The organism is Colwellia sp. PAMC 20917, assembly GCF_001767295.1.
Taxonomy (GTDB): Bacteria; Pseudomonadota; Gammaproteobacteria; order Enterobacterales; family Alteromonadaceae; genus Colwellia_A.
Genome location: NZ_CP014944.1, coordinates 1,481,073 through 1,494,093, shown reverse-complemented (window position 1 = coordinate 1,494,093; position 13,021 = coordinate 1,481,073). Strand labels below are relative to the sequence as shown.

The following is a 13,021-nucleotide window of genomic DNA, read 5'->3' as shown; positions in this document are numbered from 1 at the left end:
TATCATCGTTTTAAGTGGTCTGACTAATGTTTATCTGCAAGCGCTAAACGTTAGTCGATAAAGGCGGTTTTGAAAAAACCTAATAAATTAAGGTTAAATTCTTCAGGTCGAATACAGCAGTCAATTTGATCTTTGTATTTTGATTCACTCAAGTTAACTTCTTTAATCGGTATCGCTTGATTGAGGCGTATATTATAAAAAACGCGTACGTATGGGTGTAAGGGTTTTTGTTTATTTAAGCGGCTAATTAGCCCTAATTTACCACTGTTAAGTTTGACTAAGGTACCGACGGGATAAACGCCCATACACTGAATAAAGCTTTCAACTAATTCTTCGTCATAACATTCGGGGGATTCTGCAATAAGTTTCTTAAAAGCATTAATAGGATGAACACTCTTTCTATATGGGCGATCACAAGTCATGGCGTCGTAGCTGTCGATGATAGCAAGCATCTTGCCATATTTTGATATCTCATCTCGCTTAAGGTGATTAGGATAACCCGAACCATCTAAACGTTCATGATGCTCTTGTATCATGGTCATCGCGACATGAGAAATGCTAGGACTGTCTTCTAATATTTTTAAGCCAAGCGCAACGTGACTGCGAATAATACTTTGCTCTTTAGCGGTTAACGTACCTTGTTTATTTAAAATATCGCTAGGTAATAATACCTTACCAATATCATGCAAAAAGGCACCCAGCGCTATTTCTTGGATCAAACGTTTGTCAAAGCCTAAATGTTTCGCAAAAACAACCATCAAAATTGAAACATTGAGTGAGTGTTCAATAAGATAAGAGTCTTTGGTTTGAAAACGGGACATACAGGTTAGGGCATCTTGATTTCGAAAAATAGAGTCAACCATAGCGTTAGCTGATTCTTCAACCTCGGCAATATTAATTGATTTTTTTTGTCTAATTTGCGAGAGGATTTTTTCTTGCAGTAATTTTGCGTTTTTATACAAGTCATTGGCTTTTTTCATTTCGCTGTCAAATGATATAGCTAACTTTTCCAGCGAATTGTTTTTTAGTTCAATAAGTTGCCTGGTTTTAATGTCAGCAAAAACCTTTTCAACATTAACGGTTTGCTTCTCTCTATCAGGGACAATAACGAGCTGGACAATATCAGCGTTACGTAATTGAGTAATGCTTTCAAGAGACGAAATATAACCTTCAGATTTGATCGAAAGATGATTGTTATCGGAAAATGATTTTACATACATGCCAGGTTTGAGCTGATCGATAGAAATAATTTTAGTGATTTCGCTCGTTGTTATTTTGGACATATTGTTGGTCGGCTAGTTACAAAGCTATAATTGATAATAGCTTATTACTAAACAATACTTTAGATTAATTTTAGTCATTAGTGCAATTGATGGGTAAAAGGGGGAAAGGGTGAAAAAATAAAGCTTCATCTACAATTTACCGGTAAAGAGCAGATAAAGCTTTAGGACTTAATACTTTACTTATTGCCAGCTTGGCATTTTTGCTTCAAAAGCTTTTATCGTGTCTAGCTTGTTTAATGTCCAGCCAACACTGTCTATGCCTTGTTCTAAACAATATTGATGAAACTTATCTAAACTAAAGGTGAAACTTAATTCGCCACAAGTGATTGTGTTATTGATTAAGTCGACGGTTAACGCGAGGTTTTCTTGGCTGCTCATTTTAAATAACGTGTCAATTTCTTCATCACTAAGTTTTATTGGCAGTAAACCAATATTAATACAGTTACCATAAAAGATATCGGCAAAACTCGGTGAAATAATGGCTTTGAAACCGTATTCCTCTAATGCCCATGGTGCATGTTCTCGACTTGAACCACAGCCAAAATTTTCACGGGTTAGTAGAATGCTTGCACCTTGGTACTGAGGTTTATTCAAAATGAATTCAGGGTTGTTTACTTTCCCTGATACGTCTAAATAGCGCCAGTCATGAAATAAATGTTGTCCAAAGCCTATTCGCTCTGTTTTTTGTAAAAACTGTTTTGGGATTATCTGATCGGTATCTACGTTTGCTGCATCTAAAGGAACAACTAACCCCGTATGTGTTGTAAATTTTTCCATGATTATATTCCTTGTGAATTCAAGTCAACAAAATGACCGGTAATTGCAGACGCAGCAGCTAGCTCAGGGCTCACTAAGTGCGTTCGGCTGCCACGGCCTTGTCGGCCTTCAAAGTTACGATTACTGGTTGAAGCACAACGGTCACCTTCTGTTAGCACATCATCGTTCATGCCTAAACACATTGAACAACCGGGTAAACGCCATTCAAAGCCGGCATTACTAAATATTTTGTCTAAACCTTCCGCTTCTGCCTGCGCTTTTACGCGATATGAACCGGGAACAACGATGGCATCAACATTTGCTGATACTGATTTCCCTTGTGCTTGATAGCTTGCAACAACACCTGCGGCTGCGCGTAAATCTTCGATACGTGAATTTGTACATGAACCAATAAAGACTTTGTTAATGGTAATATCTGTAATTTTTGTACCCGCCGTTAAGCCCATGTAGGTTAAGGCGGCCGCACAAGAATCTTTTTCTACTTGCTCGGTAAAGTCATCGGGCGATGGCACTACGCTATCGACTGAAGTAACCTGTCCTGGTGTGGTTCCCCAGGTTATTTGCGCTTTAATCTCTTCGGCTTTAAGGGTTAATATCGTGTCAAACTCAGCGCCTTCATCAGTTTTGAATGTTTTCCAATCATTTAACGCTTCAAGCCATACGTCGCCCTTTGGCGCATATTCTTTACCTATTAGATAATCGAAGGTGGTTTTATCAGGAGCGATTAAGCCCGCTTTCGCGCCAAATTCAATGCTCATGTTACAAACGGTCATGCGTTCTTCCATGCTCAGTGCTTCGATAGCACTACCGCAATATTCAACGACATAACCGGTCGCACCCGCACTACCTGTTTTGCCAATAATCGCTAAAATAATATCTTTTGCGCTAATTCCAGCGCCTACTTGACCATTAACTTCAATTTTCATGGTTTTTGCTTTTGTTTGGCGTAAGGTTTGCGTGGCAAAAACGTGTTCAACTTCAGAAGTACCAATACCAAAGGCTAATGCGCCAAATGCGCCATGGGTTGCGGTATGAGAATCACCACAGACAATTGTTGTACCAGGTAATGTTAAGCCAAGTTCTGGCCCAATAACATGAACAATACCTTGATTTTTATGACCCATACCAAATAGTTCAATACCAAACTCTTTACAGTTTTTTTCTAATGTTCTTAATTGATTGGCTGCGCCTTCACCCGCAGCATCAATTTCTATTGAACGGGTTGAAATGTTGTGATCCATGGTGGCAATCGTACGCTCAGGATGACGAACAGGGCGGTTATGAAACTTTAAGTTAGCAAACGCTTGTGGTGAGGTAACTTCGTGGATCAAATGACGGTCAACATAAAGCAAAGGTGTTTCACCCGCTTTTTCTTCAACAACATGCTGTTGCCATAATTTTTCATATAAGGTGGTAGCAGAATTTTTAGGACTCATCGGTTATGCCTCTGTTATTTTTTGATTAGCACTATTTTGTGCACTACTATTTTGTGCACTACTATGTTGCGCAATAATCTGTTGGCAAATATAATCACCCACTTCAGTGGTATTTTTAGCCTGGTGTCTTTGGTTTGCGGGCAGTAAATCAGCGGTTAGCACGCCATTGTCTAATGCGCTTGCTACGGCATCTTCAATCGCTTGTGCCGCTGCACTTTCATTTAAGCTGTAACGTAGCATTAATGCTGCTGATAAAATTTGCGCGATAGGGTTAGCGATACCTTTTCCGGCAATGTCAGGTGCACTGCCACCGGCAGGTTCATACATACCAAAACCTTCGCTATTTAAACTTGCCGAAGGTAATAAGCCCATAGAGCCAGTTATCATTGCGCAGATATCCGAAAGAATATCGCCAAATAAATTAGGGCATAACAAAACGTCAAACTGGTTGGGATCGCGAACAAGTTGCATGGCGGCGTTATCTACATATAAATGCTCTAAAGCGACATCAGGGTATTCACTCGCGACTTCTTCAACCACTTGGCGCCATAATTGACTGGTCGCTAAAACATTGGCCTTATCAACAGACGTTACCTTATTGTTACGTTTTTGCGCCGCTTGAAACGCCAAGTGAGCAATACGTTTAACTTCTCGACGAGAATAAAACATCGAGTCAAAGCCGGTTTCTTCTTCACCTTCACCGCGACGTCCTTTTGGCTCACCAAAGTAGATGTCGCCGGTTAACTCGCGAATAACCAGTACGTCGAACCCTTGCTGTGAAATATCACTGCGCAATGTCGATAATGATGATAAAGCCGGTTGTAAGGTCGCCGGTCGCATATTACAAAATAAATCAAAACGGCTACGCAAGCCTAATAATGCACAACGTTCAGGTTGCTGTGTAGGAGGTAAGTTAGCCCATTTTGGACCGCCAACCGAGCCAAATAAAATAGCATCGGCTTGTTCACAACCTTTCATGGTCTCATCAGGAAGGGCGTGACCGTGGCTATCAATAGCAGCACCGCCTATAGCGTAATCTTGTGTCGATATTTTTATATCAAATATTGTTGCGATGGTACTTAATACTTTTTTAGCTTCAACCATTACTTCTGGTCCGATACCATCACCGGCTAATATTGCTATGTTCGACATGTCTTTTATACCTTTAGTCAATCTTATATGTTTGAATTTATTATAATGAAGCTTGAACGTCGTTTTTTAGTTCGCTTTTTATTTCATTAATGGTAATGGCGCGATGAATACTATTCAGTGCGTGTATCAAGGCTTTTGCTGAGGCGTCAATAACATCGGTCGCTAAGCCGTAGCCATGAAATTTTCTGTCTTGCCAGGTAACCACTAAATCAGCTTTACCTAAACCGTCTTCACCTTCACCTTTATTTGATATTTTGTAATCAGCGACCTCAAAGTCAATATCAACCGCTTTTTTAATCGCTCTATATAATGAGTCAACCGGGCCATTACCGGTCTCAGAAACAATATGGCTTTCTTTTCCGGCTAATAATTTAATACTTGACGTGGAAAACTCGCCGCCGCCACACTGCACGTTTAATGTTTCTAGATGATAAAATTCTTGCTCTTCACCTTGTTGTTGAATATTAAAGTGCAACGCTTCTAAATCATCATCAAAGACTTGACCTTTTTTATCGGCTAGCGCCAAAAAGTCACTGTATAACTCTTCTAAGTCAAACTCAGCTTCGGTATAACCTAAACTTGCCATGCGGTGCTTAATAACGTGACGACCACTGCGTGAGGTTAAGTTTAATTTTGTTTTACTGATGCCGACACTTTCTGGGGTCATGATCTCATAAGTATTACTGGCTTTTAACATGCCATCTTGGTGTATACCTGACGAATGACTAAAAGCGTTACCGCCAACAATCGCTTTGTTTAATTGCACGGGCATATTACATAATTCGCTGACTAACTTTGAAGTGCGGGCAATTTCTTGATGGTTAATATTGGTGTGTACATTTAAGAAGTCATGCCGGGTTTTCATGATCATCGCGACTTCTTCTAATGAACAATTACCGGCGCGCTCACCAATACCATTAATGGTACATTCAATTTGTCTAGCGCCTGCTTGTACCGCAGTCATTGAGTTGGCAACGGCTAAACCTAAATCGTTATGGCAATGCACCGAAATTACCGCTTGGTCAATATTAGGCACACGATTAAATAATTGAGTAATAATGCCACCAAATTCATTGGGTAAGGTGTAGCCAACCGTATCAGGAATATTAATGGTGGTGGCACCGGCTTTTATGGCGTTTTCAACCATGCGACATAAATTGTCGATAGGGGTACGGCCAGCATCTTCACAAGAAAACTCGACATCATCAGTAAATTTTCGGGCAAATTTAATTGCATGGATTGCCATTGCTTCAACATCGGCAAAATCTTTCTTCAATTTTTGTTGAACATGAACATCTGACGTTGAAATAAACGTATGAATACGGAATTGGTCAGCGACTTTTAACGCATCGGCACAGGCTTGAATATCGCCTTCAACAGCTCGAGCTAAAGCACAAACTCGGGAGTTTTTAATGGTGCGGGCAATTTGTTGCACTGACTTAAAATCGCCTGGCGAAGAAACAGGGAAGCCAACCTCCATTACATCTACCCCTAAGCGTTCAATAGCTAGCGCAATTTGTAACTTTTCATGCACTGAAAGGCTTGCATTTAGTGCCTGCTCTCCGTCACGTAAGGTGGTGTCGAAAATAATTACCTTGCTGTCCATGTTTATTCCTTAATATTTATTGTGCTTAGGGTATTGGCTACTTACATAAAATACGGGTATAAAAAAACCCGCGGTAATATGCGCGGGTTTTAATGTTTATCTTTAATTTACAACAATAAAAAACCTATCCGCGCATTGATAATGTGAGGAGGAGGTTAATGCGAATAATATTTTTTATGGTCATTGTCGTTGTCATTAAAGTTGTCTTATTAGGTTAGTTTAACTCGCTAGAGCAAACAGTCATCTATTAATAGCGTATTTACTCAAATAATGTCAATTAATTATTAATATTTAAAAAGTATAATGGTGGAGCTAATGAATATAAGGCGTTTAAAACTTCCAATAATTAAGAATTTTGCGTTGCTTTAAGTTTCTGATGATATTGCGCGGTAGTGTTTTTATTGCCTGCTTGCCATTGAGTCGAATATCTTCTACAGCCTCTAATATCCGAAGTGACGACTTACCATCACTATAAGGATGTAACTCTTGGGCATAACGATTTATCGCCAATATAAGTGTTTCTGAAGGCGATAATGCAACAGTTAATGCTTGGGGTAATTCTTTGGCATCGGTAATGTTAATTAAGTAATCACCCGGTTGGCTATTATTGAACGCGATAACCGGCTTACCCAGTAAAGCAAACTCACCAATAACCGATGAAGTATCCGATACCATAATATCAGCCGACTGCAATAAGCTATTTATATTCGACGATGTTATTATTTTCAGGTTTTCTGAAGAGAGTTGAGCATAAAGCTCTAACCACTTTGTATCCATTTTTGGATGAAACTTAATCAGCCAATTATATTTTTTATCATCCACTAAAGCGGCAATTTCTTCATATAAAAAAGGTGCGCAAGTCAACGCGGGTGAAAAAGTGGGCGCAAAGAGTATTGTAGGCAGGTTATTACTAAAATATTGCTTTTTGGGGGTATTAAATAAATTATCTAATTTTGGCCAGCCTGTTTCTTTAACATCGAAAAACTTATGCTGGTTAGCTAATTGATTAAAGCGATTGGTGGTCGCTGCCCCATGAGTACAATAGAGATCAAAGCAGTCTCTAATAACAAAGTGACCTTTTTTCTTCCACTCTAAACCATGGAAAACTTGTACTTTAATACCGGGAATAAATCGTGGGATTATATTACCCGGCACAAAGCTAGCGACAGGGTTAAAACTAATCACATCAGCAACACTGTTAAGCACCACTTCATCGGCAGCAAAATTACTCAAATTAACATCACTACCGGCCACAAACCAAGCAACTTGGCTGCCTTGGCTTAGTATTTCTCGCTGTAAAGGTCGCAAAATTTCAAAAGAATAATTTTGTGAGATATAGAAAAGGTATTTTTGATTATTGTTCATTAACTGCGCTTAGTTTTAACTATTTCGATAATTTCCGTGGTAGAAACCGAAGGTGTCCTTGGTAAATATATCACCTGACAAAGGTCTTTTAAATGATCAAACTTACCTTGCCAGTCATCACCCATAATTAATATATCGGCATTGTAGTATTTAATATATTCAGCTTTTAGTTCTAAAGATTCTTCAAGAAAAACTTCATCGACGCATCTTAATGACCGGATAATATGCTTTCTATCTTCATCACAATATATAGGCGCTCGACCTTTTTTTGAAATATTTAATTCATCCGATGAAACACCGACAATTAAATGAGAGCCATGAAGACGAGCACGCTCTAAAATATTGACATGGCCAACATGAAAAACATCAAATGTACCAAAAGTAATTACGCGCATAGTTAAATCTCTGAAGTTATAAAATTCGCAATTCGTTCACTGCATTTACCATCAACCGTTCCCGTAAGCAGCTCGGTCATGGCTATACGGTCAGCTTCCTTTAAATCGGGATGCATAAGTTGATTACTAATTTCATGAATTAATTGTTTTATGTTTGTTGTTTGACAGGCCACTTTGGCAAAATATTTTAAATCATCATCTAATCGCTTGTTTAAACGCCATTTAAAAATTCCACGATAAGACCAACGGACCTTATAAAAGTCACACCAGATAGCAGGTTTATTTAGTGCAGTAAACTCAAAGAGTGTTGATGAGGCATCACTAAATAACAAGTCGGCAACGCCCATAAAAGGAATAATAGATGTTTCTTCAATGGAGGAAACATAGACATTACTATAAGTGCCCCAGTGTTTAAATAGTGCTTGATGCTTTTTATATTTGTTTTTTATCAGCGAAAAAAAGTGAGGTTTCAAAATTAAATTATACTGGCCTACCAAAGAGGGAAAATCGTCAGGTAAGCACTCTATACTGCTGGGATAGAAAGTGGGAGCATAAAGAATCGTTTTCTTTTTAGGGTCTAATCCTAAGTCAGATAAGTTGATGCAATCTGAAGTTTTCTTAATAATAGGGTCCAACTTAGCATAACCCGTATCAACAAATACTTTATTGGGAAATAGGTTCTGTAAACGTTTTAATCTATGCTGACCTTCGACAAAACGGTAAGTTATATCTGATTTAGATACATCGTAATAGCATGATTTAGGACCAATACCATGTTGCATCAGTGCTGTTTTTGTAAAAGCGTTAATTTTTTTTAAGCCATTGAAGGCATTTCCGAAAATAATCCAATGAGGCTTTTTTTGCAGATAAAGTTCTCTCGCCTCATCAGAATCTTCAACAAGGGTATAACTTAATTTTTCTTGTTCAACACTCTTTATTAGTACACTCTGTAGCTCTTTTTGATTGTATAAAAGAAAATGACAATTTACGCCATTTTTTTCAAGTGCATTTTTTACCGGCAAATACTGAGGTAAATAATAAAGATGTTGAATATCAAAAAAAACATTCATAAATTACCAGTTATAACCCAAAGTCGCACGGTAGAAAGACTCTCCATAAATATCACTACCAGCTGTTAACGAATAATTAATAAATCCATTTTTATATACTTGTTTTAAACTTAATTCTATCTCTTGGGCTCTAGAGTACTTATCTTGCGTCAAAGAATCTATAGCAGCGGTTCGAAATAGTGTTTGTAAATGATACTTGGGTGAAAAGTCCCAGTTTAGTCGAATTAACGAAGCATTCCCGGGTGATTTATCTTCCAGCTCTTTGTTATTACCCCACCAATGACCCATTACAACGTGATCATTACGGTAACCTTCACCATAAATATTGTGAACATACCATTCATTGTGAAATTTAGAGTGCTCAGCATACAATGAAAAGTCCTTGTTAATATATGGAAAGAATAACCCGTAGGTTTGACTTATGTTACCTAACTGAGTGTTCTTGTGTTCTTTGGTATCCTCACCTGCATATTCCATATAAAAGGTAAAAGGAAAACCTCGGTAAGACAAGTCAAATTTATTGGTTAACGAAGCAATTTGATTACCTACTTCCTCATCAGAATTGGCACAACCTGTTAAACCTGAGCTACAGTTATCTGAATTAACGGGGTCAATAATCGCATTCCAAATATCACTTAGGCCAGTGCTTCTTTCGCCACCACCAAATTGAAAGGTTCTATTAGCACCTATCGTCCACCAGCTAAAGGGTTGAAAACTCATATGCATAGTCATTAATAATGGCTTTCCTGATGATGTAGAACCCTTATATTTTATACCCGCCATTTCCTCTAACTGCCCTAATGAAAATTCGTATTTAACATGCCAAGAGGTAATAGGTTTTACATTACTCACGGTAATAGAAAAAGTCGGAGCAGCGTTAGTGGACAGTAATGATGCACTCTCTTGTGAGGGTGATAGCCAATGTTCGCGGTAGCCAATATCAAATTGAGCATATTCATAACCCAATGAAAAGTAGCTATTATGTGGAATAATATTCTTACCATCGACGATGGTCCCCCCTAAATTTGCGATGGCATATTGATTGAACTGATAAAATCCAGCGGCACTTGCTTGGGCCGTGCTGTCCATGGCAACTCCACGATTATTAGCTATGGTGAAGTTTTTATTGTTAGATGTTGAAAGCGTAGTTGATAAATGAGTGATCGCACTCTGCTTTTTATAACGCTTTATATAAGCAGAAATTCTATAAAAAAGATCAGGATGAGAACCTTTAATTTTGTTTAGATAATCAACAACCGCGACAATATGGTAGGGTTTACTCAAGATTGGCATTCGAGAAATTGTCGCTAGACGTGCGATTTCAAGTTCAATAAGAGCATCAGTTTTTAACGGTAAGTAAGGGCTAACACCATCGGCATTAGCCTGTTTTGTATGAAATAGTATAAATAAAGCGATAAAAAATAAGTATTTAGTTTTGTGCACAAAAAAAGCCATCATATAATCTAAAAATCGCGGTGATTATACGCGAGTTTTTCTAACATAATAGGGCTTACTTCCAATTATCCATTGAGCCTTTGCGGCGAGAAGTTAATCTTGGCAGAATTAAACCTAAAAGTAAGCCAATAACTAGCACTATAGCGCCATTATAAAACCATTCTTTTTTGATATTGGTATCTTGGTCTTTTAACTTGGCTCGTATCGTTATCAGCGTTTTATTAAGCTGGCTTATTTCGTTGTTAAGTTGGGCTTTTTCACTACTAAGGTTTTGAATAGTATTTCTACTTTGGGAAAGTTCCTCTGACATACTGTCAGTATTGCTGCTGGTATTGGCTAATTTTTCATTAAGCTCGGCAATAACAAAACGTAAGCCGGGTTTTAATGATAGATACTTACTTTCAACCCAGACGTTTCTATTTTTATCATCAATAATTTCAGAGTAATCATTTTCATTTTTACCGGTTACTTTCACTTCAGTGCCTGAATTTATACTGCCTAGAATTCGATAATTATTACCCGCTCCTGAATGCATATAAATAAATAAATCGTCTGAAATATAGCCAGAAGGAAGGTTGGTTGGGCTGTCTTCTGCAAAAAGTGGGGAAGATGAACTGAGGACTAAACCAACCAATAAAGCTTTTATTATTTTCATGAAACTACCATTAACCTTTATAAAATTATGCATAGCAAAATACTAGGGGTTTGGCGGATTGATAGCAAGTTAAGTTTACGAACATTAAGGTTTTATTGATAAAATAAATAAGTGTTCTCAATATTTTGTAAACAAGATATTACATAGCTAATTCATTATGATAGTTTTTACTAAAAGTTTGTTAGGGCATTAGCAGTCAGTTAAATTTTTTCTATATCGCTATATTATATGAAAGAAACTTATCGGAATTGGCATTCGCTATTTGTTTTCATATGTCGCTGTTGTAAACTCACTATGTTGACATAATAAAACAAATTATTGGAAGAATATGGTTACCGAAATTGAGCTTAAGTATTTTGTTACAAGTGATAATACTCAAGAAAAAATCACCCAGTTATTCACCACAAAACAGCTGTCATTTAGCTGTGAAACAAAGCAATTATCGAACTGCTATTACGATACAACTAATTTAGATTTTCGCCGTCATGATATGGGGCTAAGAATTAGAGGTTGTGACGGAAAGTTAGAGCAAACCATAAAAACAGCTGGGGTGGTAATTGCGGGCTTGCATCAGCGACCAGAGTATAACGTTAATATTGTTAATAACTTCCCTGAACTTTCCTTGTTCCCAAATGAAATTTGGCAGTCAACCCAAAAGGTAGAGCAGTTACAAGAAACGTTAATCCCCCTTTTTTCAACGGACTTTACCCGTATTATTTGGTTAGTTACTTTATCGTCGGGTACCGTGGTAGAAGTTGCCTTCGATCAAGGTGATATTAGTAGTGATGGTCGCAGTGTTAAAATTTGTGAACTCGAACTAGAACTTGTCAGTGGTATAACCTCAGATTTACTGTTGCTTGCCAAGTTATTATTTTCTGTACTGCTTGTTAGGCCAAGTAGTCAAAGTAAAGCGGCTCGTGGCTATGGTTTATGGAAAAACATTCCCGTTAATTATAAAAAGAATATTACAGACACTTTTCCCATTGACCGCAGTCACTCTATTTCTAATGCCTTTTCTACCGGTATCAATTATTGCCTAGTTAACCTACATGATCATATTGAATACTATATAACGTCGCCAAGCTTAGTCGAGTTAGAAAAAATAACAGAAACTTTAGCGTTAATCCGCCATGGCTTTTGGCTATTTGCAGACTATTTACCCGAAGAAGCCGTAAAAATTCGTGATGAACTAAGCTATTTTGTCCACTTACTCTCGTGGGTTGATAATGCCGTTAACCTACAAGAGCTTACTAATAAAACGGGTAATTACAGACGCAAGTTAAATTACAGCGAACAATTGGTAGAACAACTAAGAATGGAGAAACGTCGTCTTCCAACGAGCGAAAATGTTATCGAATTATTGCATGGCCAGCGTTTTAATATCCTGCAGGCTCATTTATTGGAAATGCTATTAACTGAAGATACACAGTTTAGTGACTCGTTGTTGCCTTTTGCGCAGCAAAGTTTAACGAAAAGTATGGCGGTGTTATTTTCTGATAGCACGCCATCGCAGTCGCTGAGCAGTGAGCAATACTTATCACAAGCAAAACTTTTAAACCGAAGTTTACTGACAGGCACTTGGTTTGGTTTATTGTTTGATGAAGAAGAACGTAAACAATATCGAGCACCTTGGTTGGACATTCAGCAAGGGATCAGTGAATTACAAACATTGTGGATTATTCACCAGCAACTACAAACGTTAGATGAAAAACCTAAAAAACTCGTTTCATGGCAAGGAAGCAAAGTTGAAGGGTTACTCATTGCGTTAGACAGCTCAAGAAATATGGCGTTATTAACAAAGCCGTACTGGTTAGATGAGTCATAGCT

11 protein-coding genes are annotated in these 13,021 nt (G+C 37.9%); 1 reads left to right on the top strand and 10 read right to left on the bottom strand.

Going from position 1 to position 13,021, the window contains the following annotated elements; all coding sequences use genetic code 11:
• Positions 1 to 50: 50 nt before the first annotated feature.
• The 10 genes from A3Q34_RS06360 to A3Q34_RS06315 all read right to left on the bottom strand — a co-directional run bounded on the left by A3Q34_RS06360 (position 51) and on the right by A3Q34_RS06315 (position 11,194).
• On the bottom strand, positions 51 to 1,283 hold the full coding sequence (locus A3Q34_RS06360) for an HD-GYP domain-containing protein (protein ID WP_070374600.1): 1,233 nt from the start codon (positions 1,281 to 1,283) through the stop codon (positions 51 to 53).
• Positions 1,284 to 1,463: 180 nt separating this feature from the next.
• A complete protein-coding gene (leuD, locus tag A3Q34_RS06355) occupies positions 1,464 to 2,060 on the bottom strand; it encodes a 3-isopropylmalate dehydratase small subunit (protein ID WP_070374599.1) in 597 nt (198 codons plus the stop codon).
• A 2-nt stretch (positions 2,061 to 2,062) separates the two neighbouring features.
• Positions 2,063 to 3,496 carry a 3-isopropylmalate dehydratase large subunit gene (gene leuC / locus A3Q34_RS06350; RefSeq protein ID WP_070374598.1) on the bottom strand — a complete coding sequence of 478 codons (1,434 nt, stop codon included), beginning with the start codon at positions 3,494 to 3,496 and terminating at the stop codon, positions 2,063 to 2,065.
• Between the two features lie 3 nt (positions 3,497 to 3,499).
• Positions 3,500 to 4,648, bottom strand: a complete 1,149-nt coding sequence (gene leuB, locus A3Q34_RS06345) for a 3-isopropylmalate dehydrogenase (protein ID WP_070374597.1) — start codon at positions 4,646 to 4,648, stop codon at positions 3,500 to 3,502.
• Between the two features lie 40 nt (positions 4,649 to 4,688).
• A complete protein-coding gene (gene leuA, locus A3Q34_RS06340; RefSeq protein WP_070374596.1) occupies positions 4,689 to 6,254 on the bottom strand; it encodes a 2-isopropylmalate synthase in 1,566 nt (521 codons plus the stop codon).
• Positions 6,255 to 6,584: 330 nt separating this feature from the next.
• Entirely contained in the window at positions 6,585 to 7,619 is a 1,035-nt protein-coding gene (locus A3Q34_RS06335) for a CDP-glycerol glycerophosphotransferase family protein (RefSeq protein ID WP_070374595.1), read from the bottom strand.
• A complete protein-coding gene (locus A3Q34_RS06330) occupies positions 7,619 to 8,014 on the bottom strand; it encodes an adenylyltransferase/cytidyltransferase family protein (RefSeq protein ID WP_070374594.1) in 396 nt (131 codons plus the stop codon). The genes A3Q34_RS06335 and A3Q34_RS06330 overlap by 1 nt, the downstream gene beginning before the upstream one ends.
• 2 nt (positions 8,015 to 8,016) lie before the next feature.
• Complete coding sequence (locus A3Q34_RS06325) at positions 8,017 to 9,084, bottom strand: CDP-glycerol glycerophosphotransferase family protein (protein ID WP_070374593.1); 1,068 nt, start codon at positions 9,082 to 9,084, stop codon at positions 8,017 to 8,019.
• Positions 9,085 to 9,087: 3 nt separating this feature from the next.
• A complete protein-coding gene (locus A3Q34_RS06320; RefSeq protein WP_197517665.1) occupies positions 9,088 to 10,527 on the bottom strand; it encodes a capsule assembly Wzi family protein in 1,440 nt (479 codons plus the stop codon).
• Between the two features lie 67 nt (positions 10,528 to 10,594).
• On the bottom strand, positions 10,595 to 11,194 hold the full coding sequence (locus A3Q34_RS06315; RefSeq protein ID WP_070374591.1) for a TIGR04211 family SH3 domain-containing protein: 600 nt from the start codon (positions 11,192 to 11,194) through the stop codon (positions 10,595 to 10,597).
• A gap of 328 nt (positions 11,195 to 11,522) precedes the next feature.
• On the opposite strand from A3Q34_RS06315, the gene A3Q34_RS06310 reads away from it, so the two are divergent.
• The gene (locus A3Q34_RS06310; RefSeq protein ID WP_070374590.1) at positions 11,523 to 13,019 is read left to right on the top strand and encodes a CYTH and CHAD domain-containing protein; all 1,497 of its coding nucleotides are present in this window, start codon (positions 11,523 to 11,525) and stop codon (positions 13,017 to 13,019) included.
• The last annotated feature ends 2 nt before the right edge of the window (positions 13,020 to 13,021 follow it).